Consider the following 19,605-nt stretch of genomic DNA (forward strand, 5'->3'; position numbering starts at 1 on the left):
GTTATCCTCTTCCGCCAAGCGGTTTGCCGCTTCAATGTGGCCGGTAGCCTACCCATTCCATTTTGACGCTGTGCGGGAATGGAGCATAGGGCACATGCGGCTGTTCGAAGATTTCCACCGCCTGCGCGGTCTCAGTCAGGCCCAATATCACGCGCAGCAGCAATGCCTCCTGCTCCGGCAGCGCAATCGGATCGAACCCATCGAGATAGGAAAATATCTCCTCCAGACGAGGAGCGAGCGCGGCGTGGAACGCTTTCAAATCGGAATAGGCCAGTTCCTGCCGTTTCCTGTACCGTTCATCCTGCGTGTGCAGATTGCCCCAGGTAGCCACGAAAGGCTGTAGGAAGGCAAATTGCTCTGGAAGCTGCAATGTCGTCATGATGATGCTCGATCAGGTCTGGAATAAGATGGCTGGCGGCGAACTTTGAGGGATGCCCCCGGACGCTGCAAACCTATTTATACTCGTTCCATTCGATGGCCATGTGATGCGGGAAGGGGGCATAGGGCACGCCCGGTTGATCGAACACCTCGATCGCCATCGCTGCCTCGGTCAGGCCCAAGGCGGTACGGTAGAGGAGAGCCTCTGAAGCTGGCAGGCGGTCCATCGGGAACTTGTCCAGATGGTCGAAAATCTCTTTCAGGCGCGGCGCAGTGGCGTCGTAGAAAGCCTTCAGGTCCTTCATGCTGCTCTGCTGGCGGAAGAGGTAGCGTTCCGCCTGATCCTCAAGCTTGCCCCACGTTCCGGCATAGGGCGCAAGCGCTTCGAACCCTGCTGGAAGGGAAACTGCCTCAATCATAAATCATCTCTCCCCAATTTCGCGCCATTCTCTATGGCTGGCGCTGAAATCGTTCTTTCCGAGCAGCCCCGGTCGCTGGTCTGGGTGCCGGCGCCATGTGATACTGAGACTATGCACAATCCGGTCTGTATTGGCGAGGCTTCGATATTGACGCCGCGTCCACTGCATCCAAAGAGAGGTGCGCGAGCGATCGGTATATCGGGTTGCGGCGCATCGACAGCCCGGAACATCAGGTCACCAAGGCTTGATCATCACCTTGCAGTGATTGTTGCGGCCGCGCAGTTCCTCGAACATGGCAGGCGCATTGTCGAGCGGGACGGTGTCGGTAATCATGGCTCGCGGTTCCACATGCCCGTTGTCGAGCGCGCCGATGGCGATCTCGAACTCGCGTGTGTCGTACATGTTGGTATAGCGGATCGTCGCCTCTTTCATCATGGCTGGCATGGCCGAGAAGGTGTCTGGCATCCAGCAGAAGCCGGGTGCGGCGATCATGCCCCGGCGACGAACCGCGGAGACCGCCTGATCGAGCGAACCGGCGACGCCAGCACATTCGAATACAATGTCGGCGGGCCTCCCGAGCGCTTCCGCGCTTTGTTCCGCAAAGGTGCGCCCTTCCTCGGGCAGGATGAATGCGTCGACGCCAATTGCCCGCGCGATCTCCTCTCGGCGGTCAGAGGTGGCGGACATCACGACTCGTTCAGCGCCGGAAAGTCGCGCCCAATAAGCGGCGGCCAGCCCGATCGCCCCTGCGCCCATGACGAGCACGCGATCGCCGCTCTGGATTCCCGAAGCGCGCACGGCACGCAATGACACTGCCAGCGGCTCCACCAACGCTCCATCGTCGAAACTCAGCGAACGTGGCAGGTTCACGCACCAGAGCGCGTTAGTCAGTAAATATTCGGCATAGCCGCCCGTCACTCCAAATGCGCCGAACATGCCGAATGCCGTGCAACCGACAGCGTCGCCCGTCTTGCAGGCCACGCATTCGCCACAGGTCAGGAAAGGCAAGACCGCGACATGATCGCCAATGGCAAGGTTCTCGACACCGGTGCCCGTCGCCACCACTTCGCCCGCAACCTCATGACCGGGAACCGCGCCATCGTCGAAAGCGTAGCTGTGCCCTTCCGCCATGTGCAAGTCGCTGCCGCAGATGCCGCAACGATGCACTTTTACAACTACTTGCCCGGCCGCAGGCGTCGGATCGGCTACCAGTTCGATTCCGAGTCGTCGCCTGTCGGTGCGGAAAACTGCAGCGCGCATTTCATCTTCCTCTCATATGCAGAGCCCCGCTCGGGGCGGTTGCTTTTGCGACGAGCGATGTGCCCATGGCGACATAAGGCGAAGCGCTTCGCTCCGCTCTTTCTGCTGCGAAACCCGACAGGCCCTTCATGTCAGATCTTGACCCTCCCCATTGGGAAAACTGCTCTTGGCTTGCGGCAGGGATGTGATTTCTCCCGTGGCGCATTATATTGGCGCCATGATCGGGACCCTTTTTTGCTGCCCGCTGTCCGGGCGTCCATGTGTATGACCGACCCTGACCTGACAGGCAAGGCACGCGTTGCGCGCGATTCTTCCCGCACGATCGGGCAAATTCTTGCCGCTGCGCGACAGGAATTCATCACGAATGGCTTCGATGGCACCAAAATGGAGCATATCGCGCGTCGGGCCCAGGTCAGCAAGCAGCTCGTTTATTCCTACTTCAACGGGAAGGAGGAACTCTATGCCGAACTCTCCAAGGAGATTTCGCGGGAGGCGTACAGGCGGCTGCTTGTCATCGACTTCGACGCCATGGAACCGCAGGTGGCAATTCGCGCCTATATAGAAGGGGTCTATGACCACTTTCTTGACGATCCGGCCATCGGATTGCTCACGGTCGACCAGAGCCTGCATGGGGGCGCTCACATCAGATTGCCGGGAGGCGAGACGCGGCGCATGCAACTCGACCTCTACCAGCGCATCGATCGCGTGCTGAAAAGAGGCCAGGCAGATGGCATTTTCAGTGATTTCATCGGGTCGGACATGCTGGAATTCATGACGACGATCATCGTTTCGGGGTGCGTGTCTTCACGCGGAATGTTCGAGCGGTTTGTGGGTCGATCCGCAGAAACCGATGCAAATTATTGGCGTGCCCACTCAGTTGAATTCATCCTGCGCGCGTTGAGGGCATAAGGCGGAATCAGCCGACTTCTCATTCGTGCAGAGGGCAGCAGTTGGCCAAGTTGGCATCGCGAGCGATCGTTGCGTAATATCGGCCTGCCCACAGACAGGTGTCGACTAGTCGATGCTTATGGATAGCCATAGTCGATAACAAGTTTTCGGATGGAGGATGTCGGTGACGATTGATCGCGATGAAGCGATGCGCCTGGCCCAGTTTTGGGCAAGTGTTTCGGAAGAGCATAATACGGACAAGTTCCAGACTGTTCTGCATGATGATTTCACCATGTGGTATAACTTCGATCCGCAATATCGCTCGCGCGCGGAATTCGTCGAGACGTTGAAGGCGGCGCATGCGATGTTCGAGAATCAGAAGAACGAAGACCTCAAGATCACGATAACCGAGCGAGGCTTCATCTTGCAGGCGACGATGACCGGCGTTCTGGCCGGAGAGAACATCTCCTCACCCTATTGTTTCGTCGCCGAGGTTCGCGAAGGCAAGGTTTATCGGGGGGAGGAATATTTCGACACGGCGCAACTCACCAAAAAGGCGGGCCGACCGGGAGAAGGCATGGTCTGAAGGGGGCTGGCGCCGGGCCGAATGTTGACGGTGTGTAAAGCGGTGAACTTTGGATGTCCCTCGCGTCTCTGCTATATCGCTCTCGAACAAGATGAGCGGCGCCGACCGCTCATCATAGGAATCGCGCGCCACTCAATTGGCGACTGCGTGGAGGAGACCTGATATGGGTATGCAGCAGCCAGTCTTGACGCCTTTTGACCTGGGTACTGGTGAACTGCGGCCTGACCCCTTCATCATGGAAACCGGCAAGGTCGATCTCGGCGTGTACTACAAGCAGGAGCGGTTCGAGGCGGAAAAGGAAATTTTCGGCCGCGTTTGGTTGAACGTCGCGGAGACGGCCGAACTGGTCAATCCCGGCGATTGGATTGTCCGCGAGGTCAAGGTGCGGTCGGTTTCGGTGATCATCGTGCGTGGCAAGGATGGTGAGATCCGCGCCTTTCACAATATATGTTCGCATCGCGGGATGAAGCTCGTCTGGGACGAGAAAGGCCGCGGGGGCAAGTTTTCCTGTCCCTATCACGCCTGGATGTTCGACTGGGCAGGGGATCTCATCAATATCCCTGACGAAGCCTGCTTCAGCTATGTCGACAAGAAAGAGAGCGGCCTCACCCCCATCCGCTGCGAGACTTGGGAAGGTCTGATCTTTATCAACCTTGACCTGGAAGGTACGCAGTCGCTGGCCGACTATCTGGGGCCGCTGACCGAACGGCTCAAGAACGTCCCCTTTGCCAGCTATCCTTACACGGCTCGTGTCGGCTCGATGATTGACGCCAATTGGAAGCTCGCGATTGAGGCGCAATGCGAGGCTTATCACGTCCGGGCACTCCACGCCCGTACCGTCAGCAAGATGCTGTCGTCGACGGACAACCCCTTTGTTCATCCGCTCCACGTCGAATATCTCGGCGCGCATCGGATGAATTCCGTACCGCGCAATCCCGACTTCGAATTATCACCAGCCAAGCTCGTACAGGCATTTTCCTTCATGAACGCGCAGCAAATGGTGATCGCCGACACCGGCGCTCAGGATAAGCCGGAGGAAACATTTGCCGGTCATGAGGATATAAACCCCACGCGCTCTAACTTCTGGGGTAACGATCAATTCGTGCTTTACCCTCACTTTATCTTTCACCTCTCACTTGGCGGCTGGTGGCTGCATCGTTTCTGGCCGATTGCTCCGAACAAGTGCTACTGGGAGGCGGTCTATCACTTTGAACGGCCCCAGAGCCTGCGGAACCAGTTCGCTGTGCAATATTCACTGGCGCTGAATCGCGATACGTTGATGGAAGACAATCTCGCACTTGTGCAACAGCAGATGGTGATGGAAAGCGGCGCGAAGAAAATCGTGCAGTTCGGTGAGCAAGAGGGCCTCTGCAAGCATCTGGCCGCAGTTTCGGAAGCTGCCGCGAACGATATTGCAGCCGCGAGGATCGCAGCGGAATAGACTGGCTATCGAAAAAAGCCGCGTCGTCAAGCGAGTGCGCTGCTTTTCGACTGCACCGGTACAGATCGGATTCCGCGTCTGCTGGAAATGTGGCGGCTGTTCTTATGCGGTGCACTCCTACCAAAGGGCGAACATGGATCTCGGAATCGCAGGAAAAAGGGCGTTGGTGACTGGCAGTACGTCCGGCATCGGCGCGGCGACAGTCAGGATGCTTGCAAGCGAAGGGGTAAAGGTCGTCATCCATGGTCGTAACGCCGAGCGGGCGGAGGCCATTCGCTTCGAAATCGAAGGAAATGGCGGCGATGTGGCGATTGCCTTGGGCGATCTCAGTAACGATCGATCAGCCGAAATGGTGATGCGGATGGCGCTATCGGCCTATGGCGGCATCGATATTCTTGTTAACAATCTGGGCCATTATGAGCCGTTCGCGCATACCTGGACGGACGCGACACCTGATCAATGGGCCGAAACCTACCAATCGAATGTCATTGCAGCGGTCCGGACGGTGCGCGCCTGCGTCGGTGGGATGAAGGCGGAGGGTTGGGGGCGCATCATCAATATTGCGAGTGGCGCCTATACCGAACCACCACCGGATTTCCCGACCTATGGCCCGTCTAAAGCGGCTCTCGTCAACATGTCGGTGGGACTCGCGAAGGCATTGGCGAACACCGGCATTACGGTAAATACGATCAGCCCCGGCAATGTACTGACCGAAACCCTGAAGGGTTATCTGCCGGCTATTGGAGAGGCGAACGGCTGGGAGGAGAAGGACCTCGATGGCCTAGAGCGGCGGTTCGCCCGGCAATGGCGCAGCCTGGTCAACCGGACAGGGCGGGTCGATGAGATTGCCGCGCTCATCTGTTTTGTTGCGAGTGTCCATTCATCATACATCACCGGCACTAACTATCGGATCGACGGCGGTTCGCACGCCACGCTGAACTGATGGCAAGTCGGCGGTCGAGCGTCTGGACATAGGGGAGAGTGGAATGAGACTTGAGGGCAAGGTAGCGATCATTACGGGCGCTGGCAGCGGCATGGGCGCCGAAGAAGCGCGAATGTTTGCAGCCGAAGGCGCGAAGGTCGTGATCACCGACATCGTCGGCGATGCGTCGCGCGAGATCGCCGGGCAAATTGGAGAAAGCGCCATCGCGATAGAGCATGACGTCGCGGACGAAGAGGGGTGGGCGGGAGTGGTCGCAAGCACCCTCGACACGTTCGGCAAGATCGACATTTTGGTGAACAATGCCGGCATCACAAAGGCTGACACCTTCGACAACACCGACGCCGCGTTTCTCCGCAGGATGCTGGACGTCAATATCGTCGGCTCCTTCCTCGGCATGAAGGCCGTGCGCGGCCCGATGAAGACCAATGGTGGTGGCGCGATCATCAACATCGCGTCGGGTCTCGCCTTCACCAGCCTCCCTGGCTACTTTGCCTATGGCGTGTCCAAATGGGGCGTGCGCGGCATGACCCGGCTGGGAGCCAAGGAACTGGCGCCCGACAATATCCGCGTCGTGACGCTGACACCGGGTGCGGTCGAAACGCCATCTTTGGTGCCCTCCGTGCGGGAAAACGCCAAATCGATAATCCCGCTTGGCCGGGTAGGTGGGGCTGATGAGTTCGCCCGCGTCGTCGTGTTCATGGCGTCGGACGATGCCAGCTATGTTTCGGGTGCCGAATTCCTGATCGACGGGGCCATGATCTGCTGACGGGAAAGCAGGCGGCGCGTCGCCGTCGCCTGCCCTTATATGGTCCCCCAATTCGCGCTACAATGCGCCTCGAACTGTTCGCGATTGTCTGCAACATGGGCAAAGGCCTTGGTCACGCCGCCGTCGATCCGCAGGATCTGGCCCGTTACGAAACGCCCTTCGTCCGATGCCAGAAGCGCGACCATGGCGGCTATATCCTCGGAATATCCAAGTTCCGGCGTCAGGTGATGGCGCACCACGGCCTTGATCATCTCCGGCTGGTTGGCCCGGCTGTTTTCGGTCGGAACCATGCCTGGCGAGACGACGTTGCAGGTGATCCCCTGTTTGCCATATTGGGTAGCGACATAGAGCGTCAGCGTGTTGACCGCTGCCTTGGCCGAAGCGTAGGCGGTGCGGGCGACATCGCCGAGAAGCGCTGCGCCCGAACTTGTATTGATGATCGCTCCGCGGCCTGATGCTATCAGCGCCGGCAGAGCATATTTGATCGCCAGAAACGTTCCCCGCGCGTTGCACAGGAAAGTGCGGTCCCAAATCTCTATGGGAAGGTCCATAGCGGGGCCGTCATTCTCCAGCACAGCGGGGCGGGTGTCGGCGGCGTTGTTGAACAGCACCTCTACCTTGCCATAATGCGCCAGCGTATCGTCGATCAGCTTCTTTATGCTGACCTCGTCGGCCAGATCGAACGGTAGCGCGATGGCGTCTCCGCCTTGTTCCCGGATATCCGCCGCGACTTTGTCCGCACCGGCAAGATCGATGTCCGCCAGCACGACCTGCGCGCCTTCCGAGGCGAGCCGCCGCGCGGTGGCGGCGCCGATGCCGACCCCGGCGCCTGTGACGATGGCGGTTCTGTCCGTCAGTCTACCCATCTCGCTACTCCTCAGTTCTTGTAGGCGTCGATCCCGCCGCGCGTATCCGCGACATGGGGGAAATGCGCGGAAATGCCGCCATCGACTGGGATAATCTGTCCGGTAATAAACCGGCCGTCGTCCGATGCCAGCAATGCAATCATAGCCGCGATATCGTCCGGATCGCCCAGGCGTTCGGTAAGGTGGTGGGCAAGATAAAGATCCATATTGTGGCCTTGGTTCTGGCGCGTAGTTTCCGTCACCACGAGTCCAGGCGACACGGCGTTGCAGCGGACACCCTTTTTCCCATATTGCGCCGCGACATACTCGGTCAGCATGTTGATCGCGGCCTTGGAGGCCGCATAGGCCGGGCGGAACAAATCGGCACGCAGTGAGGCGCCTGAACTCGTGTTGATGATGGACCCAGCACCCTGCTTCACCATATGCGGCAGCACATGCTTGATCATCAACATTGTGCCGCGCGCGTTGACCCGGAAGACGCTGTCCCAAATGTTCGCGTCCATAAACTCCATGGCAGCGTCCTGCGACATGATTTCGCCGCGTGTATCGGCGGCGTTGTTGAGCAGCACGTCGATACGTCCGTATACATTAGCGGTGTGTTCGATGGCGTGTTCGATGCTGCTCTCTTCGTTAAGGTCAAGATGGAGCGCAAAGCATATGCCACCTGTGGCGCGCACCTGCTCGGCCGTGCGCTCGGCGCCATCGACATCGATATCGGCGAGGACGATCTTGCCGCCTTCGCCTGCAAGCCGTTGCGCGGCCGCCGCTCCGATGCCGCCATTGCTGCCGCTGATGATGGCGACCTTGCCCTCCATTCTCTTCATGAGACCTCCTCCGGGTTTTCGTGCTCAGGCTGGCAACGGACGGCGGACGCCCCCGTCATCGCTTCCAAAATCATTATATGATAGCATAATCCATGTACTATTCTGGAATATCGGGGAAGGCGGATCAAGGGCATTCATGATGGTCATTGAAAAAGCCGATCACCCATATCCTTTGACCATCCAGTCGCGAGGGGCAGATCAACCATGATTGATCCATGAGTAGCTGACCCCGTCGAATGACAGGAGGAGGGCGTACGATACCGGATAGATTTCCCGAACAAACAGAATAGTGGATGCGTGAATGGCCAGACATCTTTCTAACGGCACTCTTGCCGCCTTGGCGGCTCCGGCGCTTCCAATGGCCGCACTCACCTTGCCGCTGATCATCTACCTTCCCGAATATTACGCCCATCGGCTCGGGTTGAACCTGTCGATAGTCGGCCTGATCTTTACCGTTGTACGTCTGGCAGACCTGCTTTTCGATCCATTTGCCGGTAATCTGATGGACAGGACGCGGACCCGCTTCGGGCGATTCCGGCCATGGCTGCTTCTGGGTGGCCCGCTGGTGATGCTGGGCGCTTGGGTGCTGTTCATGGCGGACGAGGGCGTGGGGCCGCTCTATCTGTCGTTGGGTCTCGTCCTGGCCTATGCAGGATATTCGATCGTCATTCTCGCGCAGATGGGGATGGGGGCGGCCATCACGCCGGATTATCGGGAGCGGTCGCGCGTGTTCGCATGGTGGCAGATCTTCAACACCCTCGGGCTTATCCTCGTCATGCTGATGCCCATCCTCTTTGCGGAACGGATCTCTGATGACAGCAGCTTTACCGTTCGTACGATGGGCTGGTTCGTGTTGGGCGCCGTTCCCGTCACCATAGGCGTCACGCTGTTTTATGTGCGCGAGGAGAAGGCTCCGCCGCTGGCCCATGCTGCGAAGCTGCGCGATTATACTGGCCTGTTCACTTTGGGGTCTGCTCGCCTCATACTCACGACGCAACTTCTTCTTGGCCTGGGGCTGGGCATCAGTGCTTCGGTTTTCCTCTTCTTCTTCACCATGCTGAAGAAGGTGCCTTTCGAATATGTCGGACTGCAATTCGTAGGGTTCTATCTGGTCAGCATTGTCGCGGCCCCAGGTTGGTCGATGCTCGCCAACCGCATTGGCAAGCACCGTGCGCTTATGGTGGGATCGGTAGGATTTGCTGCATATATGGTGCTCATGACTGCGATGCCGCCCGGCAATCTGTGGTATTTTGGCGGCATGGCAATCCTCGGTGGAGCGGCCGCCTGCGCTGCGGACATGTTGCCCCGCTCGATCATGGCGGATGTCTCCGACGAAGATCAGTTGGTAAGCGGTCAGGACCGAACAGGTCTCCTCTTTGCCCTGCTCACCGTAACGCACAAGTTCGGGCAGGCGCTGTCGATCGGCATCGTCTATTTCGCGCTGGATTTGATCGGCTTCAGGCCCGGCAGTGCGGACAATAGTACGGCCGCGCTTTCCGGCGTGACGATCCTCTATGGCTTCGTCCCCATGTGTCTCTATCTGCTGGCGGGGTTGACCGCGCGGATGATGCGGCTGACGCCGCAGCGCCATGCAGAAATCCGTTCTGAAATCGAGGCGCGCCGAGCGATTGACAGCCGGAGTTGAACTATCGTCCGCCGGATAAAACTGAAAGATTGGCGTTCAGGAAGGAGTGAAATCAATCGGTGGAAGCGACAGGCCATCCATATATTCGTCACATCGCGTGATCTGCTGGCCTCTTGTGTGGAAGACCATGGCAAAGGGTACGTCGTTGCGGGTGACTCCGTTAACTGTGATGTCCGCCTTGCACCGCTGTAACACCCTGTTATCGTTCATGGGCGTAAGCTCGATATCCTTGAAGCGTATCCGCATGACCTTGAGTGCTTCGACGAGCATGTCGAATTCTTCGTCCTTGTTCAGTTCCTTCCGCACTGTGGCATGCCATTGGATGAAGTCGTCCGCCGCGACCGACTTCATGCCGTCGAGGTCGCGCTCTCCCCAATAATGATTCCACTTTTCTACGGCTGCAATCGCTTCGGACCTGCCTGATGCGTCGTTCATGAAGAAGATCCTTCAAACTAATATTATGGAACGAGTTTAGAAGAAGCGGACCCCTTTCGGCCATTCCAGCTTCGGCAAGCCGGTGCTGTCGAGATATGTCTCGCATCGCGAAACCCGACGACCGCGCGTGTGAAAGACGAGCAGCATCGGAATGCCGCGGAAATTGCCCTGATCCGTATCGAATGATGCCAGATGCTGCTGAACCACGCCAAAAGATGTCAGATTTCGGCGCACATCATAATATTGGTTGTTACGCGTTACTGTCGTCAACCAATGGAAAGATTTGATCGCTGCTGCATGGGGGACTTCGATATGGTCGCAATTGTTCCACAAGACGAAGTCGCCGGTCAGAAAAGTGGCCTTGCGATCAATGTCATGCGCCAACCATGATGAGGTGAACCCCTCTACCGCGGCTGTCGCGTCGGCTTTATCCACAAGCGTGTTCATTCCTTCTCCTCTCCGGCGGCGAGCAACCTGGCGTCGAATGCCATGTTGACACCCTCGTTCTGGTCCTCATGCTCTGCGTTGCCTGCTTGTCCCGGCAGGTTATCGCTATTCATTCGCGTTCGTGGCCAGCACGCTGACATTGCGACTTCCAGATCACCGCCGGAGGAGCATCATTCCAGTATTGCCATCACATTATGCACGATATGTTGCATCGTCCAGCGAAATTCCAGCGGCTTGCGCGAGCGTTCAGGCTCCAACGACGTTTCTTTCCGACAGCTACGTTGTTCGTCGCCGTCGCCGCCGCGGGGCTGCGCCATCCTTGCCGGGAAGGGGCGCTTCAAGGTTCGATTCAATGAAATCCACCACTTTGTGATGGGTTTCGCTCCAGAGCGTGGCGGCTTTGACGACATCGCGTTCAATGATGGCATCGATGAATTTCCGGTAGTCTTCATGCAGGCCACGTTCGAACATCGCGAGCTGGAGAAATGTCTGCCGGTAGCGGAGTTGTTGGGCGTAAAGCAGCGACCACGACCAGAGCAGCCATTTGTTGTCGCAGCAGGAGAATAGAGTGCGGTGGAACTGCTCGCGATGCTGGACATAGGAATTCATGCTGGCCGGTACGTCGCATGCCTCGCTCAGTATGCGGGAAGCGATGTGATAAGAGGACAGCAGGGCACCTTCCCACGCATAATCGCCATTTTTCACCGAAGAATCGAGCAATGTCAGCTCGATCGTCAGGCATGCATTCGCTAACTCGCGATAGCCCTCCGCCGAAACGGGGGCGGCGCGGAAGCCGCTATTGCGTTCTATCGTAACCAGTTCCTCGGCGGCCAGCCGCGACAATCCTTCCCGCACCGCGGCTTGGCTGACACCCAGATCGCGTTGCAGTTGCGAGATGTTGAGTCGTGAACCCGGCGGCAACTGGCACGATATCAACGCCGCGCGCATCTCGACATAGGCGCGATGCGTGACGCTTCGATCCACCGCCGCATCACCCGCAGAACTGTGCGCTACCGAATTTTCGTACATTCAATCAGAGCCTCGGTCGCAGAAATTCCACCGCACGTTCGGGTGCGCCGACGATGAAGGCGTGGTCGATTTCCGGCCCCATCGTTTCGACATTCCAGCCAAGCTTGCGGGCTTTTTCATGCTGCGGTTCCATAACATCGCCGACAATACCCAGATAATCGACAGGCTTGTCAATAGCGTCACCACCGCTGGTCACTGGGCTGACCATACAGCGCAAGGGCATGTCGCTCAGGTGGGCCAACATCCATTCTTGCCGCTCGGTTGTCATTTTCATCGGCTTGTCTTGAGCGGCCGTCCGCTGCATCTCCGCAACGCCGGTTCCGATGGCGCCTTTGCCTGATGCAAGCAAGGCGTTGAGCCCCATGGCCTCTTCGTTCGACATATAGCCCATGGCCTCGCCAACGCTCTTGCCCGCTTCGGGTACGATCCCGTCAAAATATACGACGCGGCGGATGCGATCGCCGGCGCGAGCGATCACGCCCGGAGCTACGGACCCGCCATAGCTGAAGGGGACAAGCACGACATCGCGGACGTCTTCAAAGGTCAGCATGTTCACTATATCCGTCACGTGCACCTCATGGGTCACGTCACGGCTGATCAGGTGTGAACGTTCGCCGAAACCGGTGAAGGTTGGCGTCAATATATGGTGACCTTCGCCGCGCAGTGTGGTGGCGATCTCATTCCACACCCATCCGCCCATGCCGCCGCCATGAAGAAAAACTATATTGGCCATTGTCTCATACCTTTCAGCGGATTGATCCACAGCGGTCGCGCGTTGGTTTGGGCAGTTCCTCGGTCAGTCTGGTTTTGGCGCCCCGGGTCGATTGATTGCGAAAGAAAGCGCGCACCACGCGCAGAAAATCTTCCTTACGCTGAAAAGCTGCGAAATGGCCCCCTGCGGGCAAGTCCTCCCATAGGTGGATATTGGGGTAGTTCCATTCGACCAGCGCCCGCGGCCAGCGGAATGGTTCGCCTGCAAATCGTGCAACCCCGGTGGGGATCTCGACGCGGGAATGGGTATATTGGGTGCGATAATTATTCTCGTGATAGAGCCGGAAACTGGACCCTGCGGTGCCGGTAAACCAATAGACGCTTAAATTGTCGAGAAGATGGTCGATGTCGAACGCATCCTCTAGATTCCCGCCATGATCGGTCCACGACCAGAATTTGTCGATGATCCAACCAGCCAGCCCGGCAGGGGAATCGTTCATGGCGACGGCGAGCGTTTGTGGGCGGGTTGTCTGGATCTGTGCATAGGCGCCATCGATCATCAGGTGATGACGCAATTGATCCAATTCGTCCTGATCCGCTATACTCAACCCCTCGACCGGGAGCATGGGATTGGCATTGCCGCCTGGCGCCATGTTTATATGCAAAGCCGCGACATTTTGCGGGAAATCCTGCGCCATGCGACTGGTTGTCAGAGATCCCCAGTCCCCACCTTGCGCGAAATAGCGTTCATACCCGAGCGCGCGCATGATGGCGTTCATCATGGAGGCTGCCTTGGCGATGTTCACACCATGATTGCGCGTAGGCCCCGAGAAACCATATCCCGGCAGCGAAGGCACCACGACGTGGAAGGCGTCGGCCGGATCGCCGCCATGCGCCTCCGGGTCCGACAGCGGCCCGATCAGATCGAGAAATTCGACCACTGAACCCGGCCAGCCGTGAACGAGTATCAGTGGCCGCGCTGTCGGCACCCTGGATGGCACATGATAGAAATGGAGGCGCTCGCCCTCTATTTCAGACACATATTGTGGCCAGGCATTAAGGCGGGTGACATGGCCGTCGAAGTCGAAATCATGCTGCCAATAGTCGCACAGTTTTTTGAGATATGCCCCGTCGACGCCATAACTCCAGTCCGAACCCGGTAGCCAGTCCGGCCAGCGTGTCTGCGCCAGGCGGTTACGCAAATCCGCAACCTCGTTCTCTGACAAGCTTGCGTGAAATGCTTGTATGGCGATGTCATTCATAAGGTTTCAACGATAAGAAATTGAGCCGCCACACAGCATATGTCGATCCCGCTTAAGCAGCGGGCGCCCTTACTCGTCTCTGATCCTGACTGGTTCATTTCGCCTCCAGGAGTTATCGCATGTAACGTATCGTCAACAATATGTCGTTGCGGCTGCAAATGCCGTGGCTCATTAGGCATTGGATACGCCTTCCTCAGCTTGAAAGGGGAGGTTTCCGGTGAGCCGTTCTCAGGAGAAGAATATGGCCATGATGCGTTCCTATGTAATGATCGCCGCACCAGGGCAGATTGACATTCTCGAGCAAGCCTTGCGAGAACTTGCGGCGAAGATATCGGCCTGCGATGGCACTGAAGGAACCGAATTGTATCAGGACCTCGATCATCCCGAGCACCTGACTTTCCTGGAGCGCTGGACCTCGCCTGAGGCACAGGAGGCTGCCGGCAAGGTCCTCGGCAAGGAGGCGTTCGCGCCTATCATGGCTGCACTTGCCGCTCCTCCGACCGCGACGTCGCTCGGCCGGCTGATCTGAGCGCCGGAGGAGATGCGAGGCGATTGCTGTTGAGGTTGTGTATCAGGGCCACCGGAGCTGTCCTCACTCGGCAGCTTCCGTAAGCCTCTTTGCAAAGCTCCCGGTGTCCCATGCCTGAACCTTCGGCAGCACTTCCTTGCCGAACAACTCGAGGGATGCGCGCTGTTGTTCGGGTGAGCCGACCACGAACGGCAAATCGCAGACGCCGACGCCAATGTCGCGCAAGGTCTGGAACTTTTCGATGAGCGTGTCGGGCGATCCCACGAAATAGGGCTTGGCAACGAGATCGAGGACCGGAGGACCGCCCAGCGTGGCCGACTGCAATTTGCCCTGCTCCTCGGCCTGCTGGCCGAAGAAGCTCTCCAGATCGGCATAGGCCTGCTGATCGCTGGGCGCGCAATAAATGATTCCGCGATAGATTACGTGATTGGGCGTAGGCTCCCAACCTTCCTTGGCGCATTCGGCGCGATAGAGGTCGATCCACTTCTTCACGACTTCTGGCGGCGCGAAGGAAAAACCGATACCGATCCGGCGCTTTGCAGCAAATACTACCGAATCCTCACTATTCCCCGATCCGAATACTGGAGGATGCGGCTGCTGCGTAATACGCGGCCAGATCGACACGGTATCGAATTTATACTGATCGCCCTTCCAGGAAAATGGCTTTTCGGAAGTCCAGGCCTTCAAAATGAGATCAATGCCTTCCTGCGTCATCTTCTTGGTCAGTTCGGCCGGCGTATCGTAGGTTTTATGCTCGTTCGGTGTGCCCCGCAGGAACAGGACTTCCATGCGCCCACCACTCAAGGCGTCGAGCATGGCGACTTCTTCAGCGAGCCGGATCGGATTGTTCAGCGGCACGAGCGGGCCAAGCAGGGCGACACGCGCATGCTTGGTGCGCTGAATGATCGCAGATGCCATGATCATCGGATTCGGCGTCATCTGGTAAGGCGCGTAATGATGCTCAGAGACGCTGATCCAATCGAAGCCGAGACGTTCAGCAAGTTCGACCATGTCGAGATATCGTGCATAGGATCTCTGCGCCACATCCGGCCTGCAGAACTCCGGAGATGCGGGCCAAATCTCTATCCCGGGCGCCGGCCCATCATATCCGGTCATGCAAAGATATGATAGCTTCATCTGCCTCTCCTGATGTCATTTCGAGAGGGACGTTTTACCCTTTTTTCGGGAAATGCAAGGAAATTATGCACAAATGGTATATCATGCACGATTATGCGTGGGGTGCCATTGCTGATGCCCAACGTCGCGAGTGGAGCAGGGAGTGCAAAAACACGCTTCTCCTCCGAATCGCATATGCATATCTCGGTACATTGGCTCTGGTTCGGAAACGCGATTTGATGGCCAGATCACGAACGTGTGGAATTGGCTCTGTCCGGATCGAGATGTGCCCGTTGGACATCGGGGAGGAGTAGCAATTTGGGTTGACCGACCGATTTCGGTCAACGGCTGCTTCCTGCCATTACAAAGTTTCGGCAATGTCCCGTGCTGCGTCATTGCTGTCATCGCTGGATTCACGCAATTGTTTGATAGCAGTCTGGTTCCACGCTCGACCTCGCGAGAATGGAGCGAACATGAGCGATTTTACTTCAACGTGGTGATCATGCGGCGAAGCGATCGGCAACTTAGAAACCACGATCAGCTCGCTCGCTCTCTATTGCTCGGGCAAGGTGCCTGGGCGCAGATATGCGAACATGTGCGCGACATAGTCGGCCTTCCCTAGGTCAACGCCTCGGGCGCGCAGGATCGCGTAAGCGGTCATGACGTGGAAATAGAATTGCGGTAGCGCCCAGTCGCGGACATATTGCTCGGCAGTGAGATCGAACACCATGCCCTGCGGCAGCGTATGAGCAATGGGCGTCGCTGGATCGATCTCGGGCGCATCTGCTGCCGCCACCTCCACGATGCTGATGGTTGCGGCGATCCTTGCAAGCGCGTCGGCGATGGAGCCGGGGTGCTCGGCTGCGTTGCGTCCCTCATCCAGCAATACTTCGATTGATGGCGGGAAAGCTTCTTGCCGCAGCCGAAACACGCCCTCCTGTGCTTGCACGCAAGCGAAGCAGATCTGGGTTGAAAGTGGGAACATGTCGGGCGCAAGGCGAGCCGTGAGCAGCGTCTGCGCCACTTCCTGCCCCTTCTCGTCGACTTTGCGGAGCCAAGCCGCAAGCGCTCCCAGCATCTGGACGTAGGTAGGCGCGAGCATGTCTTTCAGCATCATGATGATCTTTCTTCTTCTGCGGCCCTGGTTTGTCTGGCCGTTACGGTCTTTTAGCCAGGCCCAACCACCAGCGCCACATCCGCCTCGTTGAGGACGGGAGCGCAAGACATCGACCGGGAAGCAATCCTTCAGCGTCCATGTAAAAGTACCACGACTTGGTGACCACATTGCATTCGATTGGCAGCGCTCCAGCGCTAAACCGAGGCAACCCGCGATATCACAAGCGGGGACACGACATATGAGAAGTCGAACATGCCGATTTCAGCAAATTGGATGGTACGAAGTCCGGCGGCTGTCATTATCGCTGCGATGCTCTGAGGCGCGTCGGTGGGCGCCGGTCCAACCGAGGCCGCAGGGACGGCGCCCCCATCAACGCGGCCTAGCAACATCTTCGACTTGGGGGAACTTGATCGCCTGTCAGATGAAGTCTGGAAGGAGAGCGGGCCATTTGGAATATTCCTCCAGGACGAGGTTTCGCACGAGAGTGACCGGATGAATGTCGATCCAACCTCGTGGGAGGATCTGGCCTTTTACTCGGTGCTGAAATCGGGTGATACGGAAATTTACTTCGCGGCGATCACCATGTTCTCCGGAGGCAAGCCCCACATCGCGTTTCTGGTAACTCGCGGCAAATATGGTGATCGAAGCAAGATCGTGACCGACACCGAACTTTTGCGCGGTGCCAGTGCATCCGTCTCCAACTGGGTAATGCCCGCTTTCGCTACCGCAACGGCAGGCCCCCCAATGTTCGACAGTCCATGAATTAGTGCTTGTGGATCAGGCGCCAGACATAGGATGAGCGAAGCAAGACGGAGAAGGAAACGCCCCCCATGCCACAAAGCACATCAATCATGCCGGCGTCCGCGACTCCCCCACCGCAATCGGTCCAACTGATTTTTTGGGCGCTTATGTTGGTGATGCTGCTGGCATCGCTCGACCAGACGATCGTTTCCACGGCGCTGCCAACGATTGTGGGTGAGTTTGGCGGGTTGGCGCACCTTTCGTGGATCGTCACCGCCTACATGCTGGCGACGACCATCGTCACGCCGCTCTACGGCAAGCTTGGCGATCTCTTCGGACGCAAAATCGTGCTGCAGGGTGCGATCCTGCTGTTTCTTCTCGGATCGGCGCTGTGTGGCTTAAGCCGTTCAATGGGCGCACTGATTGCGTTCCGGGCGCTGCAAGGTCTGGGCGGCGGCGGGCTGATGGTGACGAGCATGGCGGCAATCGGCGACATTATTCCGCCCCGGGATCGGGGTCGTTATCAGGGCTTCTTTGGCGGCGTCTTTGGGCTGTCGACCGTGCTTGGGCCATTGATTGGCGGGTTCTTCGTCGAGCATCTGAACTGGCGCTGGATTTTCTATATCAACCTGCCGCTGGGTCTTGCCGCTTTGGGCGTGATAGCCATCGCATTCACCTCGCCAGCCAAGCGGCAGCGGCCCGCGATCGATGTCGCCGGCGCCGCGCTGATGGCGGTCATGTTGACGTCACTTGTCCTTTTCACCAGCTTTGGCGGCAATATCAATCCCTGGAGTTCACCTACGATCCTGGGTCTGGCCGCGCTGACACTGATCACGCTCGCTGGTTTCATCATGGTTGAGTCCCGCACCGCCGAACCGATCCTGCCGTTGCCGCTTTTCCGCAATCCGACCTTCCTCGTCGCCTGCGCGGTCGGGTTCATCGTTGGCCTCGCGATGTTCGGTTCGGTGACATATATGCCGATCTATCTGCAGGTGGTGCAGGGTGTGAGCCCATCCACCGCCGGGTTGCAATTGACGCCGATGATGGGCGGTGTACTCGTCACCTCGATCGTCAGCGGACAGATCATCAGCCGGATCGGGCGCTACCGGTTGTTTCCCATCATTGGCACCGCAGTGATGACGATCGGCCTTGCCTTGCTTTCTACTCTCGGCATAGCGAGCAGTATCTGGGCGGCGCCGGCGTACATGTTGGTGCTGGGACTTGGCCTGGGCATGGTCATGCAGGTGCTGGTGCTTGCCGTTCAGAATGCTGTCGACTACCGCAATCTTGGCGTGGCTACCTCGGGCACAACCTTGTTCCGTTCGATAGGCGGTTCCATCGGGGTGTCGCTGTTCGGCGCAATCTTCGCCGCGAATCTTGCCAGCGGCCTAGCCAGCCGAATGCCGGTAGGGATGGCGCTTCCAACCGCGAGCGACGCGGCAGGAATCGCTGCGCTCCCGCTTGGCGTCCGCAACATCTATCTGGAAGTGTTCACGGCCGCCCTGCATCCGGTCTTCCTGTCAGCGGCGGTCATCGGGGCGTTTGCCTTTCTGCTGACCTGGTTTCTCAAGGAGGTGCCGTTGCAGGACGGCGAGCGGTCGGAAACAATCGGCGAGAGCTTCGCGATGCCGCATGATGCGACGTCGCTGGAGGAGCTCCAACTGATCGTGACTCGTCTGGGCCAGCGCGAACATCGCTGGGAAACCTATCGTGGTATTGCCGAACGGTCCGGTGTCTCGCTCAAGCCGGACGAAATGTGGCTGCTGGTGCAACTCAGTCGGGAAGAGGGCCGGTTGTCCGGGCACATCACGGAACCGGAGTTGCGGCCGATCGCCAGTCGCCTGGAGAATGCAGGCTTGTTGCTGCGTCATGGAGAAGGCGATTTTATTGTGTCTGAATCTGGCCGCCGGACGTTTGAGCGGATCATAACGAGCTATCGTGACAGGCTGGCCCAAATTCTCGACCGGTGGTCGCCTGATGAGCATGAGGATGTCAGGGCAATGCTCAACGGCCTGGCGCGCGATTTGGTGGCAGAGCTGCCTGCTGCCAACGATCGACTGAGATCCTAGGCGGATCAGTATCGTTTGGACATGAAGCTCAACAGCCATATCGGCCCTGGATTTGGCACATTGTATGATCGCCAGATGAAAATCCGGGCGCCTGATGAAATGGAGGAAAGACCGCGCAAACTTGCGGCGGCGG

Annotated in this window: 21 protein-coding genes; 9 read left to right on the forward strand and 12 right to left on the reverse strand. The window is 58.1% G+C overall.

Annotation, left to right across the window (positions count from 1 at the left end):
• Positions 1–31: 31 nt before the first annotated feature.
• The 3 genes from LDB26_RS02300 to LDB26_RS02310 all read right to left on the reverse strand — a co-directional run bounded on the left by LDB26_RS02300 (position 32) and on the right by LDB26_RS02310 (position 2,057).
• Positions 32–379, reverse strand: coding sequence for a hypothetical protein (locus tag LDB26_RS02300; RefSeq protein ID WP_257540127.1), 348 nt, complete (start codon positions 377–379; stop codon positions 32–34).
• A gap of 73 nt (positions 380–452) precedes the next feature.
• The gene (locus tag LDB26_RS02305) at positions 453–797 is read right to left on the reverse strand and encodes a hypothetical protein (RefSeq protein WP_062063714.1); all 345 of its coding nucleotides are present in this window, start codon (positions 795–797) and stop codon (positions 453–455) included.
• A 234-nt stretch (positions 798–1,031) separates the two neighbouring features.
• A complete protein-coding gene (locus LDB26_RS02310; RefSeq protein WP_062063716.1) occupies positions 1,032–2,057 on the reverse strand; it encodes a zinc-binding dehydrogenase in 1,026 nt (341 codons plus the stop codon).
• A gap of 264 nt (positions 2,058–2,321) precedes the next feature.
• Here LDB26_RS02310 and LDB26_RS02315 point away from each other — a divergent pair, with 264 nt between their 5' ends.
• The 5 genes from LDB26_RS02315 (at position 2,322) to LDB26_RS02335 (ending at position 6,681) form a co-directional block, all read left to right on the forward strand.
• On the forward strand, positions 2,322–2,966 hold the full coding sequence (locus LDB26_RS02315; protein ID WP_062063718.1) for a TetR/AcrR family transcriptional regulator: 645 nt from the start codon (positions 2,322–2,324) through the stop codon (positions 2,964–2,966).
• Between the two features lie 163 nt (positions 2,967–3,129).
• Positions 3,130–3,531, forward strand: coding sequence for a nuclear transport factor 2 family protein (locus tag LDB26_RS02320; RefSeq protein ID WP_197413693.1), 402 nt, complete (start codon positions 3,130–3,132; stop codon positions 3,529–3,531).
• A gap of 163 nt (positions 3,532–3,694) precedes the next feature.
• Positions 3,695–4,972: an aromatic ring-hydroxylating dioxygenase subunit alpha gene (locus LDB26_RS02325; protein ID WP_257540129.1), complete on the forward strand. Its 1,278-nt coding sequence runs from the start codon at positions 3,695–3,697 to the stop codon at positions 4,970–4,972.
• A gap of 166 nt (positions 4,973–5,138) precedes the next feature.
• The gene (locus tag LDB26_RS02330; protein ID WP_257540131.1) at positions 5,139–5,915 is read left to right on the forward strand and encodes an SDR family NAD(P)-dependent oxidoreductase; all 777 of its coding nucleotides are present in this window, start codon (positions 5,139–5,141) and stop codon (positions 5,913–5,915) included.
• A gap of 43 nt (positions 5,916–5,958) precedes the next feature.
• Positions 5,959–6,681 (forward strand): SDR family NAD(P)-dependent oxidoreductase, encoded by a 723-nt coding sequence (locus LDB26_RS02335; RefSeq protein ID WP_257540133.1) that lies wholly within the window; start codon positions 5,959–5,961, stop codon positions 6,679–6,681.
• Between the two features lie 35 nt (positions 6,682–6,716).
• Here the strand turns inward: LDB26_RS02335 and LDB26_RS02340 are convergent, their stop codons facing one another.
• Both LDB26_RS02340 and LDB26_RS02345 read right to left on the reverse strand, forming a co-directional pair.
• Complete coding sequence (locus LDB26_RS02340) at positions 6,717–7,547, reverse strand: SDR family NAD(P)-dependent oxidoreductase (protein ID WP_257540136.1); 831 nt, start codon at positions 7,545–7,547, stop codon at positions 6,717–6,719.
• An 11-nt stretch (positions 7,548–7,558) separates the two neighbouring features.
• Positions 7,559–8,371, reverse strand: coding sequence for an SDR family NAD(P)-dependent oxidoreductase (locus LDB26_RS02345; RefSeq protein ID WP_257540138.1), 813 nt, complete (start codon positions 8,369–8,371; stop codon positions 7,559–7,561).
• A 301-nt stretch (positions 8,372–8,672) separates the two neighbouring features.
• Between LDB26_RS02345 and LDB26_RS02350 the strand changes: the two genes are divergently transcribed.
• The gene (locus LDB26_RS02350; RefSeq protein ID WP_082635131.1) at positions 8,673–10,016 is read left to right on the forward strand and encodes an MFS transporter; all 1,344 of its coding nucleotides are present in this window, start codon (positions 8,673–8,675) and stop codon (positions 10,014–10,016) included.
• A 36-nt stretch (positions 10,017–10,052) separates the two neighbouring features.
• Here LDB26_RS02350 and LDB26_RS02355 read toward each other — a convergent pair whose 3' ends face one another.
• From LDB26_RS02355 to LDB26_RS02375, 5 genes are all read right to left on the reverse strand, one after another.
• Positions 10,053–10,451, reverse strand: a complete 399-nt coding sequence (locus LDB26_RS02355) for a DUF4440 domain-containing protein (RefSeq protein WP_062063731.1) — start codon at positions 10,449–10,451, stop codon at positions 10,053–10,055.
• 36 nt (positions 10,452–10,487) lie between these two features.
• Positions 10,488–10,898 carry a hypothetical protein gene (locus LDB26_RS02360; RefSeq protein WP_062063732.1) on the reverse strand — a complete coding sequence of 137 codons (411 nt, stop codon included), beginning with the start codon at positions 10,896–10,898 and terminating at the stop codon, positions 10,488–10,490.
• Between the two features lie 276 nt (positions 10,899–11,174).
• On the reverse strand, positions 11,175–11,927 hold the full coding sequence (locus LDB26_RS02365; RefSeq protein WP_062063734.1) for a GntR family transcriptional regulator: 753 nt from the start codon (positions 11,925–11,927) through the stop codon (positions 11,175–11,177).
• Positions 11,928–11,931: 4 nt separating this feature from the next.
• Entirely contained in the window at positions 11,932–12,660 is a 729-nt protein-coding gene (locus tag LDB26_RS02370) for an alpha/beta fold hydrolase (RefSeq protein ID WP_062063736.1), read from the reverse strand.
• Positions 12,661–12,673: 13 nt separating this feature from the next.
• Positions 12,674–13,900 carry an epoxide hydrolase family protein gene (locus LDB26_RS02375; protein ID WP_257540140.1) on the reverse strand — a complete coding sequence of 409 codons (1,227 nt, stop codon included), beginning with the start codon at positions 13,898–13,900 and terminating at the stop codon, positions 12,674–12,676.
• 241 nt (positions 13,901–14,141) lie between these two features.
• On the opposite strand from LDB26_RS02375, the gene LDB26_RS02380 reads away from it, so the two are divergent.
• Positions 14,142–14,429, forward strand: a complete 288-nt coding sequence (locus tag LDB26_RS02380; protein ID WP_257540142.1) for a putative quinol monooxygenase — start codon at positions 14,142–14,144, stop codon at positions 14,427–14,429.
• 63 nt (positions 14,430–14,492) lie between these two features.
• On the opposite strand, the gene LDB26_RS02385 is transcribed toward LDB26_RS02380, so the two are convergent.
• Positions 14,493–15,566 carry an LLM class flavin-dependent oxidoreductase gene (locus LDB26_RS02385; protein WP_306812047.1) on the reverse strand — a complete coding sequence of 358 codons (1,074 nt, stop codon included), beginning with the start codon at positions 15,564–15,566 and terminating at the stop codon, positions 14,493–14,495.
• Positions 15,567–16,098: 532 nt separating this feature from the next.
• Complete coding sequence (locus LDB26_RS02390; RefSeq protein WP_257540144.1) at positions 16,099–16,662, reverse strand: DUF1993 family protein; 564 nt, start codon at positions 16,660–16,662, stop codon at positions 16,099–16,101.
• A 396-nt stretch (positions 16,663–17,058) separates the two neighbouring features.
• Here LDB26_RS02390 and LDB26_RS02395 point away from each other — a divergent pair, with 396 nt between their 5' ends.
• Positions 17,059–17,424, forward strand: coding sequence for a hypothetical protein (locus tag LDB26_RS02395; RefSeq protein ID WP_257540146.1), 366 nt, complete (start codon positions 17,059–17,061; stop codon positions 17,422–17,424).
• A gap of 68 nt (positions 17,425–17,492) precedes the next feature.
• Positions 17,493–19,472, forward strand: coding sequence for an MDR family MFS transporter (locus tag LDB26_RS02400; protein WP_257540148.1), 1,980 nt, complete (start codon positions 17,493–17,495; stop codon positions 19,470–19,472).
• Positions 19,473–19,605 lie beyond the last annotated feature (133 nt).

It is taken from the genome of Sphingobium sp. CFD-1 (assembly GCF_024611115.1).
Taxonomy (GTDB): domain Bacteria; phylum Pseudomonadota; class Alphaproteobacteria; order Sphingomonadales; family Sphingomonadaceae; genus Sphingobium; species Sphingobium baderi_A.